The organism is Curtobacterium salicis (assembly GCF_011759505.1).
Taxonomy (GTDB): domain Bacteria; phylum Actinomycetota; class Actinomycetes; order Actinomycetales; family Microbacteriaceae; genus Curtobacterium; species Curtobacterium salicis.
Genome location: NZ_JAAOYO010000001.1, coordinates 262,635 through 281,768, shown reverse-complemented (window position 1 = coordinate 281,768; position 19,134 = coordinate 262,635). Strand labels below are relative to the sequence as shown.

Here is a 19,134-nt window from a genome sequence, read left to right as displayed (position 1 = left end):
GGTGCACCGATCGTCGCCCGTCGCGCGATGATCCGCCGGCCGTGCCGACTACTGGTAGTCGGGGTGTGCCCGCAACCAGCTCTGGAACTGCTGCACGGCGACCAGGTGCTGGTCGTAGGTGTCCGAGAAGGCGGTCTCGCCCGTCTCCAGGTTCACCGTGACGAAGTAGTGCCATCCGCCGTCCGCCGGGTGCACGACCGCCTTGATCGCCACGTCACCGGGGTTCGAGATCGGTGCCGGGGGCAACCCGTCGTGCTGGTAGGTGTTGTACGGGTTCGACGTGTCGGCACGCTCGGCGTCGGTCGTGGTCACCGTGTGCGTGTTGCCGGTGCCGTACGCGACCGTGGCGTCGGACTGCAGCCGCATGCCGTCATCGAGCCGGTTCTGGAAGACCCGTGCGACCTTCGGGTAGTCGGCGGCCAGGCCGGCTTCCTTCTGCACGAGCGACGCGAACACGATGACCCGCTCCTGGTCGGCCTCGGCGACACCGGCGTCCGTCAGGTGCTTCTTCATGGTGTCGACCATGGTCTGGAAGTACTGCTTCGCGGTCCACTTCGGGTTGATCGGGTAGGTCGCGGGGAACAGCCAGCCCTCGAGCGTGGTGACCCCCGACGGCAGCCCGTACGCGGAGACGTCCTTCGCGGCCGCCTCGACGTCCGCCTTGCTGAGACCGGCCTTCGAGACCATGCCGGCTTCGATGTCCTGGAGCGCCGTGCCCTCGGGAACGACGATGGACGGGTCCTCGACGCGGTTCGACTTGTCCTGGAGCGCGGAGAGCGCCGCCTTCGAACTCATCTGCTTCTTCAACGCGTACGAGCCCGGCTGGAACTGGACGTTCGGTGACGAGAGCAGGAGTTGGTAGAACGCCTTCGAGGTCTTGACCACGCCGCTGCGCTGCAGCGTCGCGGCGACGTCCTCGCCGATGTCGCCGTCCTTGATCGTCACGGTGACCTTCGACGTCCCGTCACCGGTGTAGTCGGTCGTCTCCTTCGAGCCGGAGATCGCACTGGCGATGGCCTGGATCTTGGGGGCCGCGAAGTTGTAGGCGACGGCACCACCCGCGACGACGATCGCGACGATGATGATCCCCGCGATGAGCGGGCCCTTCCGCCGCCTCGGACGCTCGTCGCGCGGTGGCCGGGAGGCTCCCCCGCCTCCGCCACGTCGCCCGCCGTCGTCGTCAGGTCCGTCACCGTCGCCGCCGGCCCGGTCGGGCTCGTCGCCGTCGACGCCCTGCCAGGTGCCACGTCGGCGCACCGCGGGTGCGCCCTCGTCCTCCAGGTCCTCTGTCGGACGGCCGTCGGCCGGAGCCGCGGTGCCCGGGACGGCGCCGCTGTTGAGCGAGCCGCCGAGGAGCGCGTGCACGTCGGGGTCGACGTCACCGTCCACCGGAGCCGCACCAACGCTGGGTCGGGGGTCGGGCCTCCCGGCGTCCTCCGCCGCGGGGTCGGGCGCTCCGGCCCGCGCTCGTGCCGCACGGGCTTCCCGGCGGGAGAGCGGCGGGTCGTCCGTGCGTGTCTCGGGTCCCTCGCCTCGGCGGGTCCCCGTGCGGTCACGGCGCTCGGCGTCGTTGCCGGTCGCGATGATCGCGTTCCAGTCCAGATCGTCTGCCAACGGTCCTCGGTCTCTCGGTCGGGAACTCCGCACGGCTCCGGTCCGCTGGGGCGGGACCGGGAGGGCAGCTGTCAGGGGAGTTCGGCCCCGGGTGGGGCGCCGGCTGCGCGCTCGTGGTCGAGCGCATGTTGCAGAATGATAACAGCGGCGGCTTGGTCGATCACGGCGCGGGACTTCTTGGTGTTCTTCCCCGCCTGGTGCAGCCCCCGTTGCGCCGTCACCGTCGACAGTCGTTCGTCGACGAGTCGGACCGGTCGGTGCGCTGCGATCCGGGCTGCGAACTCGCGGGCATCGGTCGTCGAGGGGGTGTCACCGCCGGACATCGAGAGCGGGAGCCCGACGACGACCTCGAGCACGTCGTACTCCTCCGCGATCGCCAGGATCCGCCGGAGGTCGGCCGAGTCGTCCCGACGGACGGTCTCCACCGGGGTCGCGAGGAACCCGTCGCGGTCGCACACGGCGACCCCGATCCGGGCCCGGCCGACGTCGATGCCGAGCCGGCGCCCGGAACGGATCGTCACCGTCAGGCCGCGACGCGGTCGGACACGGCGCGGAGGGCCGCGGGCAGCGCCGACGCGTCGGTGCCACCACCCTGCGCCAGGTCCGGCTTGCCGCCGCCACCGCCGCCGAGGACACCGGCGGCCTCCTTGGCGAGCGGGCCCGCCTGGACACCGGCTGCGCGTGCCGCGTCGTTCGTCGCGACGATGACGACCGGCTTGCCGCCGACGACCGCACCGAGCACGACCACGGCGGCGTCCGGACCGAGCTGGCCGCGGACACCGGTGGCGAGGGCACGGAGGTCGTCGCCGGACGACAGTCCGTCGACGACCTGCGCGACGAGCGTCACGGCACCGACGCGCTGTGCGGTCCGGGCGATCGCCGGCACGCGCTGCTGCAGGTTCGCCGACTCGAACTCGGCGATCCGCTTCTGGGCGGTCTTCAGGTCGTCGAGCAGCGACTGCACGCGGCCGGGCAGGTCGTCGCGCGGTGCCTTGAGCGCGCTCGAGAGCTGGGACACGATGGTCCGCTCGACGGCGAGCTCGCGGAAGCCCTCGATCCCGACCAGGGCCTCGACGCGGCGGTTGGTCGACCCGACGCTGGACTCGCCGACGAGGTTGACGAGGCCGACCTGGGCGCTGGAGGCCACGTGGATGCCACCGCAGAGCTCGCGGGACCACGGGCCGCCGATGTCGACCATGCGGACCTCGGCACCGTACTTCTCACCGAACAGCGCCTGGGCGCCGAGCGCCTTGGCGTCGTCGATCGGCAGGATCCGCGTGCTGACCTCGAGGTCGGAGCGGATCGCGGTGTTCACGACCTCCTCGATCTCGGAGCGGGTCTCGAGCGACACCGGCTGGCTCCAGGAGAAGTCCAGACGCATGTAGCCGGCCTTGTTGTACGAGCCGGCCTGCAGTGCCTCCGGGCCGAGGACGTCACGGAGCGCTGCGTTCACCAGGTGGGTGGCGGAGTGCGCCTGCGTCGCACCACGGCGGTACTCGGCGTCGACCAGGGTCGTCGCCGGGTCACCGACGCCCACCTCGCCCGAACGGACCTGCACGGTGTGGCTCCAGAGGCCGGACACGGGGCGCTGCACGTCGAGCACCTCGAGGTCGAAGCCGTTGCCGACGATCGCGCCCTGGTCGGCGTCCTGCCCACCGGACTCGGCGTAGAGCGAGGTCTCGCCGAGGATGACCTCGGCGATGTCCCCGACGACGGCGCGGTCGACGCTCCGACCGTCCACGATGAGGCCGAGGACGCGGCTCTCGGCCTGCAGCGCGTCGTAGCCGAGGAACACGGTCTCCCCCGCCGCACGGAACGCGCTGTAGACGCTGAGGTCCGCCAAGGCGGTCTTCTTGCTCTTGGCGTCGGCCTTGGCGCGGGAACGCTGCTCGGACATCAGCGTCTCGAACGCCGAACGGTCGACGTGCACACCGGCTTCCTCGGCCATCTCCATCGTCAGGTCGATCGGGAAGCCGAACGTGTCGTGCAGGAGGAACGCCGTGTCGCCACCGATCGACGGGCGGCCGTCCTGCTTGGCCCGGTCGACGGCGACGTCGAGGATCGTCGTGCCCTGCGCGAGCGTGCGGAGGAAGGTCTCTTCCTCGGCGTACGCGATGCGGGCGATGCGGTCGTACTGCTCGCCGACCTCGGGGTACGCGTCCTGCATGGCGTCGCGGGACTCGGGGAAGAGCTGGGGGAAGGTCGCGCCCTCGACGCCGAGCAGGCGCATCGCGCGGACCGTGCGGCGGAGCAGACGGCGGAGGATGTAGCCGCGACCCTCGTTCGACGGCGACACACCGTCGGTGATGAGCATGAGCGCCGACCGGACGTGGTCGGCGATGACGCGCATCCGGACGTCGTCCTCGTGGTCGGCACCGTAACGACGGCCGGAGACCTCGGCGGCCTTGTCGAGGACCGGGCGGACCTGGTCGATCTCGTACATGTTGTCGACGCCCTGCTTGATGAAGGCGACGCGCTCGAGCCCCATGCCAGTGTCGATGTTCTTGTTCGGCAGCTCGCCGGTGATCTCGAAGTCGTACTTCGACCGCACGTCGGCGATCTGGTACTGCATGAAGACCAGGTTCCAGATCTCGACGTAGCGGTCGTCGTCGGTGGCGGGTCCGCCGTCGACGCCGTACTCGGGACCGCGGTCGAAGAAGATCTCCGAGCAGGGGCCGGCCGGGCCGGGCTGGCCGGTCGACCAGTAGTTGGTGTCCTTGCCGAGGCGCTGGATGCGGTCGTCCGGCAGCGTCGAGTGGCGCTTCCAGAAGGCGATGGCCTCGTCGTCCTCTTCGTAGACCGTGACCCAGAGGTCGTCCGCCTGGAACCCGAGACCGCCGTCGGACTCCGGGTTCGTCAGGAACTCCCAGGCGTACTGGATCGCCTGCTCCTTGAAGTAGTCCCCGAACGAGAAGTTGCCGTTCATCTGGAAGAACGTGCCGTGCCGAGGGGTCTTGCCGACCTCTTCGATGTCGTTCGTGCGGATGCACTTCTGCACGCTCGTCGCCCGGGGGTACGGCGCCGGGATGAGCCCGGTCAGGTACGGGATGAACGGCACCATGCCGGCCACCGTGAACAGCAGCGACGGGTCGTCCGAGACGAGCGATGCGGACGGGACGACGGTGTGGCCGCGGTCACCGAAGAACTGGAGCCAACGGCGGCGGATCTCTGCGGTCTGCATGGTGCTTCCTGTAGGGCGTGGGGCGGGGACGGGAGGCTCGGGGTGGGTCAGGTGGGCGTCTGGCCGTTCGGGCGCAGCTCGGCTCCGCGGGAGCGGTACCCGTCGACGACCGCCCCGCGGAAGGCCTTCGCCCCGGCGTCGACCTGGGCGAGGAGGTGCGCGGCGGACGGCGTCCGGCTGACGCGCTGCGCGGCGACGAACCCGATGACCACGCCGACGGCGACGAAGAACAGCTGCTTCACGATGCCTCCCTCTCGCGCACGCCCGAGCGCGCCTCCGACCAGCGTAGCGCGGGCACGAAGAACGGCGGGCCGCCCTCCGCAGAGGACGACCCGCCGTTCACACAGGTGCTGGGATCAGCGAGCTGCGTAGTACTCGACGACGAGCTGCACTTCACAGGTCACGGGGACCTCGGCGCGCTTCGGGCGACGGACCAGGCGGGCCTGGAGCTTGTCGATCTCGACCTCGAGGTAGCCCGGGACCTTCGGGAGGACTTCCTGGTGGCCACCGGCAGCGGCGACCTGGAAGGGCTCGAGCGACTCGGAGCGCTGCTTGACGTGGATCAGCTGGCCCTCCTTGACGCGGAAGGAGGGGCGGTCGACGAGCTTGCCGTCGACCAGGATGTGACGGTGCACGATCAGCTGGCGGGCCTGCGAGGTGGTGCGGGCGAAACCGGCACGGAGCACGAGGGCGTCCAGACGCGTCTCGAGGGTCTCGACGAGGTTCTCACCGGTCAGACCGGCGGCCTTGCGGGACTCTTCGAAGACGATGCGGAGCTGCTTCTCGCGGATGCCGTACTGGGCGCGCAGACGCTGCTTCTCACGGAGACGGACGGCGTAGTCGCTGTCCTGACGACGGCGCGTACGGCCGTGCTCACCGGGCCCGTAGGGGCGCTTCTCGAGGTAACGGGCCGCCTTCGGCGTCAGCGGGATGCCGAGCGCGCGAGACAGGCGGGTCTTGCTGCGGGTGCGTGACTTGGTAGACACAGGGTCCTTTTCTCTGTACTGAACTGAAGATGTCACGGGTCTCGGAGCGCGCACGCACCGACGGACCCCGTGACGGGATCCAGAGGGATGAGCCTGTGGGATCGGGCGGCTACAGCCCGAACCTCTGCCCCCGTGCCGGTCAGGTCCGTTCAGGACGTGTCCGACACTGTGTCCTCGACGCAGCCGCACGCGAGGACCAGGACGTAGGCCCGTCAACGATAGCAGCATCCTGCCCCGCCGTGGGGATCGGTCCGACCGCGCGTCGCGGGCCCGGTCAGTCGCCGCGGATGATCCCGCGTAGTCGGTCGAGGCGCGGTCCGATCTCGCGCTCGAAGCCGTTGGCGGTCGGCGTGTAGTACTCGGTGCCGTCCAGGGCGTCGGGCAGGTACTGCTGGGTCGCGACGCCGTGCTCGGCGTCGTGCGAGTAGACGTAGCCCTTGCCGTGTCCGAGCCGCTTCGCCCCGGCGTAGTGCGCGTCACGGAGGTGGTTCGGCACGACGCCCATCCGCCCGGCCTTGACGTCGGCGACGGCCTGGTTGACGCCGTTGTAGGCCGCGTTCGACTTCGGCGCGGTCGCCAGGTAGACGACGGCCTCGGCGAGCGGGATCCGGCCCTCCGGCATGCCGATGAGCTGCACGGCCTGCGCGGCGGCGACGGCGATCGGCAGCGCCTGCGGGTCCGCCATGCCGATGTCCTCGGACGCCGAGATGATGATCCGTCGGGCGATGAACCGCGGGTCCTCGCCGGCCTCGATCATCCGCGCCAGGTAGTGCAGCGCGGCGTCGACGTCGCTCCCCCGGACCGACTTGATGAACGCGCTGATGACGTCGTAGTGCTCGTCGCCCTGCCGGTCGTACCGGAGCAGCGCGCGGTCGACCGCGGCGGCGACCGTGTCGGCGTCGACGACCGGGACGGTGCCGGCCTCGCGCTCGTCGTCGTCCTGCGCCGCCACGGCGGAGGCGGCCGCGGCCTCCAGCGCCGTCAGGGCACGTCGGGCGTCACCGGAGGCCAGACGGATGATCGCGGCACGCGCCTCGTCCCCGAGCACGACCGCACCGCGGAGGCCCCGGGCGTCCTCGACGGCCCGGTCGACGAGCATGCCGAGGTCGGCGTCGGTGAGCGGCTTGAGCGTGAGGAGCAGCGAACGGGACAGCAGCGGTGAGATGACCGAGAAGGAGGGGTTCTCGGTGGTCGCGGCGATGAGGATCACCCAGCCGTTCTCGACCCCGGGCAGCAACGCGTCCTGCTGGGCCTTGCTGAAGCGGTGGATCTCGTCGAGGAACAGGACCGTCGTCGCGCCGTAGAGGTCCCGGTGGGTCAGGGCCTTCTCCATCACCTCGCGGACGTCCTTGACGCCGGCCGTCACCGCGGAGAGCTCGACGAACTCGCGGCCGGACTGCCGGGCGATCGCCTGCGCCAGGGTCGTCTTGCCGGTGCCGGGCGGTCCCCAGAGGATCACCGAGACGCCACCGGGGCTCTCCCGGGAACCGGTCGCCAACTGCACGAGCGGCGAGCCGCGGCCGAGGAGGTGCTGCTGGCCGGCGACCTCGTCGAGGCTCGTCGGACGCATCCGCACCGCGAGCGGGACCGAGCCCTGGGCCAACCCGGTCCGGCCACCCGTCGTGGGTGCGTTCATCCCCGACCGGTCAGTTGCCATGCCACCGATCGTACGGGCCAGCACCGACGGGGCCGCACCGGGTGAACCGGTACGCTCGTTGCGACACCGCGACGAGAGGTCAGAAGAGCACCGTGGCACCGAAGAACCCGAGCCGTGAAGCCCGCGAGCGACTCCGTCTCTACCAGGCCAGACAGGGCCTCCACGAGCGTCAGCGGCGACGTCGTGTCCGCGACAACGTCATCGGGGCCGGTGTCCTCGTGCTGGTCGCCGCCCTCGCCACCGGCTCGCAGCTGGTGCACGCGTCGACGTCGGGTGCCGCCGGTGCCTCGCCCAGCGCGAGCTCGACCACCTCCCCCACGCCGTCGGCCAGCGCGACCGCGGGGAACACCGGGGACGTGCCGAGCAAGGGCATCGCGAAGGGCGCGACCTGGACCGGCACGCTCACGCTCAACAAGGACATCCGCCTGGGCATCGAGCTCGACGGCGCGAAGGCCCCGCAGGCGGCCAGCGTCGAGATCGACCTCATCCGCAAGCAGTTCTACGAGGGCACGACGTGCCACCGTCTGGCCGACAGCACGGGCTTCCACTTCCTGCAGTGCGGTTCCGCGAACGGCGACGGCACCGGCGACGCCGGGTTCCAGTACGGCCCGCTCGAGAACGTTCCGAGCGACGGCACCTACGCGAAGGGCACGATCGCGATCGCACGCGGCGCCACCCCCTCGTCGCAGACGACGCAGTTCTTCATCGTGACCGGCGACACCACGCTCGACCCGTCCACGGGCGGCTACACCGTGGTCGGCAAGGTGACCAGCGGGCTGTCGGACCTGGTCGCGAAGGTCACGTCGAAGGGCATCGCCGACGCCGGTTCGGACGGGTCCGGCGAGCCGAAGGTGGCCACCGAGATCACCGGCGCGACCATCGCCGAGGAGAAGTAGTCCACAGCGAAAGCGCACACGCCCGTCGCACGACCCGGCGGTGCAATAGGCTGACGACCTGACCGTGCCGACGGTGACGTCGGTGATGCACGACCACGATCGAGGCGAGACCTGTGGCATCTGACGAAGCAACGACCTGGGGCCGGGTAGACGACGACGGGACGGTCTACGTCCGGTACGAGGACTCGGAGCGGGTCGTGGGCGAGTACCCCGACGCCTCCGCCGAAGAGGCGCTGGCCTACTTCGCCCGCAAGTACGCGGACCTCGAAGGCCAGGTGAAGATCGCGGAGCAGCGCGTCAAGGGCGGCGCGTCCGCGAACGACGTCGCCCGGACCGTCGAGCACCTGCGCAGCCTGGTCGCCGAAGCCCGCGTCGTCGGCGACATCAAGTCGCTCGAGGACCGCATCGGCGCCCTCACCGACCAGGTGGGTTCCCTGACGAAGGAGCAGGCCGCGCAGGCGCAGGCTGCCCTGACCGAGGCGCTCGCCTACCGCACCGCCCTGGTGGAAGAGGCCGAGGCACTGGCGGCGGTCGACCCCGCCCGTGCGCAGTGGAAGCAGGTGACCGCGCAGCTCGACGACGTGTTCGCCCGGTGGCAGCAGCACCAGCACGACGGCCCGCGCATCCCGAAGAACGACGCGAACGACCTCTGGAAGCGGTTCCGCACCGCGCGCTCGACGGTCGACCAGCACCGTCGTGCCTTCTACTCCGAGCTCGACTCGCAGCACCGCGATGCCCGGGCCCGCAAGCAGGAGCTCGTGCAGCAGGCCGAGGCGCTCGCACCCCGCGGGTCCGACGCGATCCCGGCGTACCGCGAGCTGCTCGACGACTGGAAGAACGCCGGTCGCGCGGGCAAGCGCCACGACGACGCGCTCTGGGCCCGCTTCAAGGCCGCCGGTGACGTCCTCTTCGAACAGCGCCACGCCGAGAGCACCGCAGAGAACGAGGAGTACTCGGTCAATCTCGAAGCCAAGCTCGCCCTCCTGACCGAGGCCGAGCCGATCCTGCAGATCCAGGACCGGGTCGCGGCGCGCAAGGCACTCACCGACGTCCAGCGACGGTGGGACGAGATCGGCCGGGTCCCCCGTGCCGACGTCCGTCGGGTCGAGGACCGCATCCGTGCGGTCGAGGACCACGTGCGCAGCCTCGAGGACACCCACTGGAAGCAGTCGGACCCGGAGCGCAAGGCCCGCCAGACCGGACTGGCCAGCCAGCTCGAGGACGCGATCGCCAAGCTGCAGTCCGAGCTCGCCGACGCGCAGGCCACCGGCGACGCTCGCAAGATCAAGGACGCGCAGGAGGCGCTCGACGCCCGCAAGATCTGGCTCGACGCCCTCGGCGGCTGAGCCGGAGCACACACACGAACGCCCCGCGACCGGACCGGTCGCGGGGCGTTCGTGTGTGGTCGGTCGCGGTCGGGAGAGGTCAGGCGGAGACGGACATGCCGAGGAGCAGCCGGATGTCCAGGTCGTCCTGCCGCATCTGCGCAGCGAGTTCGTCCATGCCGCTGAAGGCCACCATCCCGCGGACGTAGGCGACGAAGAGCACCGAGATCGTCTCGTCGTAGAGGTCGATGTCGACGTCGAGCAGGTGGGCCTCGATCTGCTTCGCCGGCACCCCGGTGAACGTCGGGTTGTTGCCGACCGACACCGCGGCGGGGTAGGTCACCCCGTCGTGCAGCACCCGGGCCGCGTAGACGCCGTCAGCGGGCACGAAGCCCTCGCAAGCCGGCGCGAGGTTCGCCGTCGGGTAGCCCATCGCCCGTCCGCGCTGGTTGCCGTGCACGACGACACTGCGGACCGCGTGCTCACGGCCGAGCAGACGAGCCGCCTCGGCGACCCGACCGACCGACAGGAGTTCGCGGATCCAGGTGGACGACACGCGGCGCTCCCCCACCGCACGGACGTCGTCGACCAGGTCCACGTCGTCGATCAGCTCGACCTGGAACCCGTGGCGTTCGCCGAGCTGCCGGAGCAGGGTGACGTCGCCGGCCCCACGGGCACCGAAGCGGAAGTCGCTGCCGACGAAGACGAGCTTCGCGTGCAGGGTGTCGACGAGGATCTCGGACACGAACGCCTCGGCCGGCTTCGCCTGCAGTGCGGAGTCGAACCGCAGCAGGAGCGTGGTGTCGACCCCGACCGCGTCGAGCAGCTCACGACGCTGGGCGGTGCTGGTCAACGCGGGCGGCACACGCTCGGGGTCGATCACGTTGAGGGGGTGCTGGTCGAAGGTGACGACGGTGGACACGAGCCCACGGCTGCGGGCCGCGTCCTCGAGGTGGGCGATGACCGCCCGGTGCCCGACGTGGACCCCGTCGAACTTGCCGATCGTGACCGCGCTCGGCCCGAAGTCGGCGGGGACGTCGGCGACGTCGTCGTAGAAGTGCATGCGTGAGCCCTCCGTCGTCACTCGGCCGGGGCCACGGTCGCGGCGGTGCGGTGGTGCTTGCGGAGCCACCAGAGTCCGGCGATCGGCAGCACGAGTGGTGCGAACGCGTAGCCCGAGCCGTAGTACGACCAGATCGTGTCGTCCGGGAACAACTGGCGGTCGAGCAGTGAGAGCGTGCCGATCACGAGCACGCCGGTCATCTCGAAGACGATGGTCACGCAGGCGACCCGGTACCAGGCCTGTCCGGGCACGATGAGGGCGATCATGGCGACGATGTACACGACGGCGGCGATGGCGCTGAGCGTGTACGAGAACGGCGCGAAGGAGAACTTCTCGGCGATCTGGACGATGCTCCGACCAGTGGCGGCGAGGGCGAGGATGCCGTACACCGCGATCAGGACCCGGCCGACACCGCTGGCCAGGGACGACGTCCGACGACTCCGTGCCGGTCGGTCGGTACCGGCGGAGGACTTGATCACCATTGCACCGATCCTACCGATCGTCGCAGGGTCCCGGGCACGGGGAGCGGACGGCGGACGACGGCGTCGGACACCGGCACCGGACGTGCCGGAGCCGCGACGGAACCGTCAGTTCAGCGCGAACCAGATCTGGTACATCCGGTAGACCATCACGGCCGCTGTGAACGCCCCGGCGCCGAGGACGACGGTGCTCCAGCGGGTGCGGTCCACCAGCGCCCACACGATCGTCGCCGGCGGCACCAGGACCACCGACACCGCGTAGACCCAGAACTCGAGGACGTTGCCCTCCGGCGGGTTGCCGACGGCCGGGGCGACGAGCGCGACCACCAGCTGCGCGAGGAGCAGGAGCTCGACGAGCGCGAGTCCGCCGACGGTGTAGTCGTTGGGCTTCCACCCGATCAGGCCGAGGACGACGGCGGCCAGCCCGATGACGCAGGCGATGCCGAACTGCACCCACATGAACCACTCGATCACGTGTTCGCTCCTGTCGCGGTCGGGAAGTTCGTGATGACCCGGAGCTGACCGCGTCGGACCGCGACGAGGCCGACGAGCCGGTCGGCTCCCGTGGCGATCGCGGCGACCGGGCCGTCGGTGTCGGGATGGTCGGCGGTGATGCGTTTGCCGTCCCCGAGGTCCTTCGCCTGCGCCCCGTCGAGCTGGACGACCGGGAACAGTCGGCGGGCGACGTCGGTCGGTCGCGCGAGCGCGCCGCGCACGTCGACGGAATCGTCCTCGAGGTCGACGGCGTCCTCGACGGCGAACGGCCCCACCACGGTCCGCCGGAGCGCCGTGAGGTGTGCGCCGGTGCCGAGGGCGGCGCCGACGTCACGCGCCAGGGCGCGGATGTAGGTGCCCGACGAGCACGAGACGACGACGTCGAGGTCGACGACGGGGACCTCCGCCCCGTCGACCGACACGACACGATCGGCACGGCCGCGGACCTCGAACCGGTCGACGGTGACGCGTCGGGCCTTCAGCGTGACCGCTTCGCCCTTGCGCGCCAGGTCGTACGCACGTCGGCCGTCGACCTTGATCGCGCTGACCGTCGACGGCACCTGGTCGATCGGACCGCGCAGCGCCGCGACTGCGGCTTCCACGGCCTCGTCGGTCACCGCGTCGGCGGGGGCACCGTGCGCCGTGACGGGATCACCGTCGGCGTCGTCCGAGTCGGTGCCGACACCGAGCCGGATGGTGGCCGTGTACGTCTTGCCGAGTCCGACGAGGTGCGTCAGGAGCCGCGTCGAGGGCCCGACCCCCAGGATCAGCAGCCCGGTCGCCATCGGGTCGAGCGTGCCCGCGTGGCCGATCTTCTTGAGGTCGAGGCGGCGGCGGGCGATCGAGACCACGCGGTGGCTCGAGATGCCCTGCGGCTTGTCGACGAGGAGGATGCCGTCGGGCGGGGTCACGAGCACCGGACGAGACTAGCAGCGGGACCGTCGTCGAGCGCCAGTCAGCAGGCGTCGTTCCACTCACGCCGAGGGTGCGCCGGGTCGCTGACGTCGAGCACTGCCGAGGCGGCGATCTTCACGTCGGCTCGCCGTTCGAGTCGACCGGATTCCTGCTCCACCCACAGCGACCAGCGCCACAGGGTGCGGGTGCTCGGTGCGAGCAGGCCCTGCCCGTGCACGACGAGCACACCCTCGCCCGCGCCGGTGGTGCGGAACGGGGTCACCAGGTCGGTCCGGAGCGTGTCGGCGTCCGCGGACGGAGCGGCTGCGGCCATCGCCTGCACGCCCTGCTGCTCGAAGCCGGCGACGAGCGCCGCCGCGACGTGTTCGAGGTCGACGCCGTCCTGCCCGTCGACGGCGATGACGGTCCGGTTCGTGCCGACCTGTGCGACCACCTCGCTCGCGATCGCGGCCATGGTGTCGATCTCCTGCGGTGCCCAGCGTGCCATGTCCACCACCGTAGGCTGTCGTGGTGAACGTGGGCAGAGCCTCCAGTCCGTCTGTGGACGACGCGACCATCCACAGGGCGGCGGCGATCTCGTCCCCCCTGCTGGCCTGGTACCGCCGCGAGGCCCGTGACCTGCCCTGGCGGCGTCCCGGCTTCCCCGCCTGGGGCACGCTGGTGAGCGAGATCATGCTCCAGCAGACGCAGGTCGCGCGGGTCGTCCCCCGACTGGAGGCGTGGCTCACCCGGTGGCCGACACCTGCGGACCTGGCGGCCTCACCCCCGGCGGACGCGGTCCGTGCCTGGGACCGGCTCGGCTACCCGCGTCGCGCCCTCGCGCTGCACGCGGCGGCGACCGTCATCGCCGACCAGCACGACAACGTCGTGCCCCGGGACGTCGACGCCCTCCTGGCCCTCCCCGGCATCGGGGACTACACGGCCCGTGCCGTCGCGGTCTTCGCCTACGGCGACCGGCACCCCGTCGTCGACGTGAACGTCCGACGCGTCCTGGCACGTGCCGTGCTGGGCCAGGGCGAGCCCGGACCGGCGAAGGCGAAGCAGGACCTCCCGCTGATGGCCGCGACCCTGCCCGACGACCGCGACGACGCCGCGGCGACGAACGCGGCCGTGATGGAACTCGGCGCGCTGGTGTGCGTCGCGCGCTCCCCCGCCTGCGACGCCTGCCCGATCGCGGACCGCTGCGCCTGGCGGGCAGCCGGGTACCCGGAGCACGACGGACCGCGGGCGCCGAAGCAGTCGCGGTTCGCCGGCAGCGACCGACAGGTCCGCGGCATGATCATGGCCGAGCTGCGGGCGAGCGACGTGCCCGTCATGGCCGCCGAGATCGCGATGGTCTGGCCGGACGGACCGCAGCGGGACCGGGCGCTCGCGTCCCTGCTGCGGGACGGTCTGGCGGAGGGTGACGACGTCGAGGGGTACCGGCTCCCCCGAGGCTGAGCACGTCCCTGCTCGGTGCGGTGCGGACGACAGACGAGCGCGCCCGCCACCGGGTGGTGACGGGCGCGCTCGGTCGGGCGTCAGACGCGGGCGTCGGAGGACGACGCGGGGCCGTCCTCGTCGTCGTCCTCGTCCTCGTCCTCGTCGTCCTCGTCGTCGTCGTGCTTGTACGGGTCGGCGTCGCCGGCGTAGGTCGCACCGACCGCCGCCTGCTGGACCTGCAGGTCACGCATCTGGGCCTGCGCGAGCAGGTCCTCGAGGTGCGCCGACGTGTCCGGCAGGGCGTCGGCGATGAACTCCAGCGACGGGGTCAGCCGCGCCGTGATGTTCTTGCCGACCTCGGTGCGGAGCAGGCCGGTCGCGGCCTTCAGCGCCGCAGCGGAGTCCGCGCGCTCCTCGTCCGAGCCGTACACCGTGTAGAAGATCGACGCGTGCTGCAGGTCCCCGGTCACCCGGACGTCGGTGATCGTCACGAAGCCGAGACGCGGGTCGCGCAGGCCCTTGTCGAGACGACGAGCGACGACTTCCTTGATGCGGTCGGCCATCTTGCGTGCGCGCTGCGGGTCAGCCATGGGGTTCCTCCTTGCGGAACGGGGTGAGGCCCCGCCTCCTCCGGACGGAGGAGGCGGGGCCCAGGGTACTCAGTGCGATCAGTCGCGCGGCTTCTCGACGAGCTCGGTGGTCTCGATCTCGTCGCCGGGCTGGATGTCGTTGAACTTGCCGAGACCGATACCGGCCTCGTAGTCCGTGCGGACCTCGGTGACGTCGTCCTTGAAGCGACGGAGCGACTCGATCGCCAGTCCGTCGGCCACGACCACACCGTCACGGATGACGCGCGCCTTGGCGTTGCGCGTGATCGTGCCGGACCGGACGATGACACCGGCGATGTTGCCGAACTTCGAGGAACGGAACACCTCCCGGATCTCCGCGACACCCGACTGGACCTCTTCGTACTCGGGCTTGAGCATGCCCTTGAGCGAGTTCTCGATGTCCTCGAGTGCGTTGTAGATGACCGAGTAGAAGCGGACGTCGATGCCTTCACGGGCAGCGCGCTCGCGGGCTTTGACGTCCGGGCGGACGTTGAAGCCGACGACGATCGCGTTGTCGATGGTGGCGAGGTCGATGTCCGACTCCGTGATCGCACCCACACCGCGGTGCAGGATGCGCAGCTGGACGCTGTCGTCCACCTCGATGTCGAGGAGCGACTGCTCGAGTGCCTCGACGGCACCGGAGACGTCACCCTTGATGATGAGGTTGAGCGAGTCGACCTTGCCCTCTTCGAGCGCACGGGTGAAGTCCTCGAGCGAGATGCGCTTGCGGGCCTTGGCCAGCTGGGCATTGCGCTGCGCGGCTTCACGCTTCTCGGCGATCTGGCGGGCGGTGCGGTCGTCCTCGGTGACGAGGAACGTGTCACCGGCGCGGGGCACCGACGACAGACCCTGCACCTGGACCGGACGGGCCGGCGTCGCGGCGTCGACCGCGGTGCCGTTCTCGTCCGCCATCGCCCGGACACGGCCGTACGCCGTGCCGGCGACGATCGCGTCACCGACGTGCAGCGTGCCGGACTGGATGAGGACGGTGGCGACTGCACCACGGCCCTTGTCGAGCCGTGCTTCGATCGCGACGCCTCGGGCGTCCTTGTCGGGGTTCGCACGCAGGTCGAGACCGGCGTCCGCGGTCAGCAGCACCGCGTCCAGGAGGTCCTGGATGCCGATGTTCTGACGAGCGGAGACGTCGACGAACATGACGTCGCCGCCGTACTCCTCGGCCACCAGGTTGTACTCGGTGAGCTGCTGACGGACCTTGGCCGGGTTCGCCCCGTCCTTGTCGATCTTGTTCACCGCGACCACGATCGGCACGCCGGCCGACTGGGCGTGGTTCAGCGCCTCGATCGTCTGCGGCATGATGCCGTCGTCCGCCGCGACCACGAGGATCGCGATGTCCGTCACCTGGGCACCACGAGCACGCATGGCCGTGAAGGCCTCGTGACCCGGGGTGTCGATGAAGGTGATCGGGCGTTCGATGCCCTCGTGCTCGGTGACGATCTGGTACGCACCGATGTGCTGGGTGATGCCGCCGGCTTCGCCCTCGACGACCTTGGAGTTGCGGATCGCGTCGAGCAGTCGGGTCTTACCGTGGTCGACGTGACCCATGACGGTGACGACCGGGGGACGCTGCTGCAGGACGGAGTCGTCCTCGTCGGCGTACTCGGCGTCGATGTCGATGTCGAAGCCCTCGAGGAGCTCCTTGTCCTCGTCCTCGGGCGAGACGACCTGGATCTTGTAGCCGAGCTCCTCGCCGAGGACCTCGAAGGTGGCCTCGTCCAGGGACTCGGTCGCGGTCGCCATCTCACCGAGGTGGAACAGCACCGTCACCAGGTTGCCGGGGCTCGCGTCGATCTTGTCCGCGAAGTCCGAGATGCTCGCACCACGACGGAGACGGATGACCGTGTTGCCGTCGCCACGAGGGACCTGCACACCGCCGAGCGACGGCGCCTGCCGCATCTCGTACTCGGCGCGCTTCGTCCGCTTCGACTTGCGGGCGCGGCTCTTGCCACCACCGCGACCGAACGCACCGGCCGTGCCACCACCGGGGCCACGGCCACGGCCGCCACCACCTGCGGGACGGGGTCCGGTGAACGCGGGACGGGCGAAGCCGCCACCAGCACCGGCACCGGCACCACCGGGACGGTTGAAGCCGCCACCGGGGCCACCACGACCGCCACCACCCTGACCCGGGCGCTGCCCGAAGCCGTTGGGACGGTTGTTCTGACCGGGACCGCCGGGACGCGGGGCACCCGGACGGGGAGCACCGGGACGCGGCGGCTGCGGACGCGGGATGCCGTTGCCGGCACCGGCGGCCGGGCGCTGGCCCATGCCCTGGTTGGAGGCGAACGGGTTGTTGCCGGGGCGCGGCGGACGTGCGCCCATGCCCTGGCTCGACGCGTACGGGTTGTTGCCGGGACGGGCACCGGGCTTCGGGCCACCGGGCTTCGGGGCCGAACCGGAGCCGGACGGCTTGGAGCCACCGGGCTTGACGGCGTCACTCGGACCGGAGTCCTCCTGCGCGCCGTCGGGCTGCTGCGCGGCGGCCTGCTGCTCAGCGGCCTTCTGCTCGGCCGCGGCCTTGCGGGCGGCCTCTGCCTCGGCCTGACGCTGTGCGACGGACTTCGGGGCGGCGGGGATCGGGGCGCCGTCGACGGCCGGGGCCGACGGGGCTTCCTCGACGACGGGCTCGGGCTCCGGCGCGGGGCGCTTCGGTCCGGGCTTGGGGCCGCCGGGCTTCGGGGCGCCGGAACGCGGGGCCGCGGGGGCCTTCGCGGCGGCAGGTGCTGCCGGGGCTGCCGACGCGGACGCGCCTTCGGCCTGCAGTGCTGCACGGAGCTTCCGTGCGACGGGGGGTTCGATGCTCGAGCTCGGGCCCTTGACGAATTCGCCGAGTTCCTTGAGCTTCTCCATTGCGGTCTTGCTGTCGACGCCGAGCTCGCTTGCGATCTCGTGTACGCGTGGTTTCGCCACTGTTCTCCTTCACGGGTCCCACCCCGTCAAGGGGCAGGACTCAATGGTTGACGGGTCTCATTTCGAGCCGCTCATCAGTTGTCCATAAGCCGTTCAGCCTGTTCTGTCATGTCCTGGCGCTCGAGCGCTGTGCTGTTCGGGCCGTCGGGCCCCAGCCCAGCGAGGTACTCGCGCACCGCGGACGTGTCGGGATCACGCTCCAGCCGGAGCGCACGGCGGAATGCCCTGCGCTTGACGGCCAGCTCGTACGCTTCGACGGTCGGTGTGAGCCATGCCCCCCGGCCCGGCATGACTGCCTTCGGATCCGCTACCACGGAGCCGTCACTGCGAGCGACGACACGGAGGAGGGAGGATCGGGTTGCGCGACGACGACTGCCGATGCACGTTCTGACGGCGTCCACTCTACTCCTTGACTCCGACGACCGCGATCCGGCGCGCCCGAGGCCTCTCGCCACGAGCGAACCGGATCGCGTCGATGTGGGTGCTGCTCAGTCGTCGCCGTCGAGGATCGAGTCCGGCTGGATGTCGATCCGGGCGCCCGTGAGCTTCGCGGCGAGGCGGGCGTTCTGCCCTTCCTTCCCGATCGCGAGCGACAGCTGGTAGTCCGGCACCAGGGCGCGAACGGCCTTCGTCGAGGCGTCGAGCACGAACGCGCTCGTGACCTTGGCCGGCGACAGCGCGCTGGCCACGAAGGTGGAGAGGTCCGACGACCAGTCGACGATGTCGATCTTCTCGGCACCGAGCTCGTTCGTCACCGAACGCACACGGGCACCGAGCTCGCCGATGCACGCACCCTTCGCGTTGACGCCGGGCTCGTTCGCCTTCACCGCCATCTTCGTGCGGTGTCCGGCTTCGCGGGCGAGCGACGTGATCTCGACGACGCCGGACGCGATCTCCGGGACCTCGAGCGCGAACAGCTTCCGGACCAGACCGGGGTGGGTCCGCGACACCGTGATCTGCGGGCCCTTGTGACCACGGCCGACGCTCGTCACGTAGACGCGCAGGCGGGTGCCGTGTGCGTAGGTCTCCCCCGGCACCTGCTCTTCGGGCGGCAGGATCGCCTCGACGGTGCCGAGGTCGACCATCACCATCTTCGGGTTCGGCCCCTGCTGCACGATGCCGGCGACGATGTCGCCTTCCTTGCCGCGGAACTCGCCGAGGATCTTGTCGTCGCCGATGTCGCGGAGACGCTGGTTGATGACCTGCTTGGCGGCGAAGGCCGCGATCCGCCCGAAGTCGCTCGGCTGGTCGACGGACTCGCCGATGACGTTGTCGTCCTCGTCGCGCTCGGGCACGAAGACGGACACTCCGCCGGACTTGCGGTCCAGCTCGACCCGGGCCTGGGCGTCGACGGGTTCGTCGTTCTCGGCGCGGTGCTTCTGGTAGGCGGTCAGGATGGCAGATTCGATGATCTGGACGAGCTCGTCGAACGGGATCTCCCGCTCACGCTCCATGAGTCGCAGGACTGCGAGGTCGATCTTCACCGAGGTGCCTCCGTATTCAGATGAGTCACTTCCGCGGATGGGACCACGCGGAAGCCGTCGTCGATCGTACCGCAGGAATGA

18 protein-coding genes are annotated in these 19,134 nt (G+C 70.7%); 3 read left to right on the top strand and 15 right to left on the bottom strand.

Annotation, left to right across the window (positions count from 1 at the left end):
• Window positions 1–48 precede the first annotated feature (48 nt).
• The 6 genes from mltG to E9228_RS01310 form a co-directional block, all read right to left on the bottom strand.
• The gene (gene mltG, locus E9228_RS01335) at window positions 49–1,614 is read right to left on the bottom strand and encodes an endolytic transglycosylase MltG (RefSeq protein WP_166778822.1); all 1,566 of its coding nucleotides are present in this window, start codon (window positions 1,612–1,614) and stop codon (window positions 49–51) included.
• A gap of 71 nt (window positions 1,615–1,685) precedes the next feature.
• Window positions 1,686–2,129, bottom strand: coding sequence for a Holliday junction resolvase RuvX (gene ruvX, locus E9228_RS01330; protein WP_166779346.1), 444 nt, complete (start codon window positions 2,127–2,129; stop codon window positions 1,686–1,688).
• An 8-nt stretch (window positions 2,130–2,137) separates the two neighbouring features.
• Complete coding sequence (gene alaS, locus E9228_RS01325; protein WP_166778821.1) at window positions 2,138–4,795, bottom strand: alanine--tRNA ligase; 2,658 nt, start codon at window positions 4,793–4,795, stop codon at window positions 2,138–2,140.
• Between the two features lie 47 nt (window positions 4,796–4,842).
• Window positions 4,843–5,037 carry a hypothetical protein gene (locus E9228_RS01320; protein ID WP_166778820.1) on the bottom strand — a complete coding sequence of 65 codons (195 nt, stop codon included), beginning with the start codon at window positions 5,035–5,037 and terminating at the stop codon, window positions 4,843–4,845.
• Between the two features lie 114 nt (window positions 5,038–5,151).
• Window positions 5,152–5,781, bottom strand: a complete 630-nt coding sequence (gene rpsD, locus E9228_RS01315; protein ID WP_110902175.1) for a 30S ribosomal protein S4 — start codon at window positions 5,779–5,781, stop codon at window positions 5,152–5,154.
• Window positions 5,782–6,055: 274 nt separating this feature from the next.
• Window positions 6,056–7,438, bottom strand: coding sequence for a replication-associated recombination protein A (locus E9228_RS01310; protein ID WP_425248358.1), 1,383 nt, complete (start codon window positions 7,436–7,438; stop codon window positions 6,056–6,058).
• A gap of 92 nt (window positions 7,439–7,530) precedes the next feature.
• Between E9228_RS01310 and E9228_RS01305 the strand changes: the two genes are divergently transcribed.
• Both E9228_RS01305 and E9228_RS01300 read left to right on the top strand, forming a co-directional pair.
• Window positions 7,531–8,334: a peptidylprolyl isomerase gene (locus tag E9228_RS01305; RefSeq protein ID WP_166778819.1), complete on the top strand. Its 804-nt coding sequence runs from the start codon at window positions 7,531–7,533 to the stop codon at window positions 8,332–8,334.
• Between the two features lie 113 nt (window positions 8,335–8,447).
• The gene (locus E9228_RS01300; RefSeq protein ID WP_166778818.1) at window positions 8,448–9,680 is read left to right on the top strand and encodes a DUF349 domain-containing protein; all 1,233 of its coding nucleotides are present in this window, start codon (window positions 8,448–8,450) and stop codon (window positions 9,678–9,680) included.
• 79 nt (window positions 9,681–9,759) lie between these two features.
• Here E9228_RS01300 and E9228_RS01295 read toward each other — a convergent pair whose 3' ends face one another.
• The 5 genes from E9228_RS01295 to E9228_RS01275 all read right to left on the bottom strand — a co-directional run bounded on the left by E9228_RS01295 (window position 9,760) and on the right by E9228_RS01275 (window position 13,098).
• Complete coding sequence (locus E9228_RS01295) at window positions 9,760–10,722, bottom strand: bifunctional riboflavin kinase/FAD synthetase (protein ID WP_166778817.1); 963 nt, start codon at window positions 10,720–10,722, stop codon at window positions 9,760–9,762.
• Window positions 10,723–10,739: 17 nt separating this feature from the next.
• Complete coding sequence (locus E9228_RS01290) at window positions 10,740–11,204, bottom strand: hypothetical protein (RefSeq protein WP_166778816.1); 465 nt, start codon at window positions 11,202–11,204, stop codon at window positions 10,740–10,742.
• Between the two features lie 105 nt (window positions 11,205–11,309).
• Window positions 11,310–11,675 carry a hypothetical protein gene (locus E9228_RS01285; RefSeq protein ID WP_166778815.1) on the bottom strand — a complete coding sequence of 122 codons (366 nt, stop codon included), beginning with the start codon at window positions 11,673–11,675 and terminating at the stop codon, window positions 11,310–11,312.
• Window positions 11,672–12,613: a tRNA pseudouridine(55) synthase TruB gene (gene truB / locus E9228_RS01280; RefSeq protein ID WP_166778814.1), complete on the bottom strand. Its 942-nt coding sequence runs from the start codon at window positions 12,611–12,613 to the stop codon at window positions 11,672–11,674. The genes E9228_RS01285 and truB overlap by 4 nt, the downstream gene beginning before the upstream one ends.
• Before the next feature lie 38 nt (window positions 12,614–12,651).
• Window positions 12,652–13,098, bottom strand: coding sequence for a hypothetical protein (locus E9228_RS01275; RefSeq protein ID WP_166778813.1), 447 nt, complete (start codon window positions 13,096–13,098; stop codon window positions 12,652–12,654).
• Between the two features lie 53 nt (window positions 13,099–13,151).
• Here E9228_RS01275 and E9228_RS01270 point away from each other — a divergent pair, with 53 nt between their 5' ends.
• The gene (locus E9228_RS01270) at window positions 13,152–14,051 is read left to right on the top strand and encodes an HhH-GPD family protein (RefSeq protein ID WP_425248357.1); all 900 of its coding nucleotides are present in this window, start codon (window positions 13,152–13,154) and stop codon (window positions 14,049–14,051) included.
• Window positions 14,052–14,131: 80 nt separating this feature from the next.
• Here E9228_RS01270 and rbfA read toward each other — a convergent pair whose 3' ends face one another.
• From rbfA to nusA, 4 genes are all read right to left on the bottom strand, one after another.
• Complete coding sequence (rbfA, locus tag E9228_RS01265; RefSeq protein WP_166778812.1) at window positions 14,132–14,623, bottom strand: 30S ribosome-binding factor RbfA; 492 nt, start codon at window positions 14,621–14,623, stop codon at window positions 14,132–14,134.
• Window positions 14,624–14,701: 78 nt separating this feature from the next.
• On the bottom strand, window positions 14,702–17,569 hold the full coding sequence (gene infB / locus E9228_RS01260) for a translation initiation factor IF-2 (RefSeq protein WP_166778811.1): 2,868 nt from the start codon (window positions 17,567–17,569) through the stop codon (window positions 14,702–14,704).
• 74 nt (window positions 17,570–17,643) lie between these two features.
• Window positions 17,644–17,970: a YlxR family protein gene (locus tag E9228_RS01255; protein ID WP_166778810.1), complete on the bottom strand. Its 327-nt coding sequence runs from the start codon at window positions 17,968–17,970 to the stop codon at window positions 17,644–17,646.
• 87 nt (window positions 17,971–18,057) lie between these two features.
• Complete coding sequence (nusA, locus tag E9228_RS01250; RefSeq protein ID WP_166778809.1) at window positions 18,058–19,053, bottom strand: transcription termination factor NusA; 996 nt, start codon at window positions 19,051–19,053, stop codon at window positions 18,058–18,060.
• Window positions 19,054–19,134 lie beyond the last annotated feature (81 nt).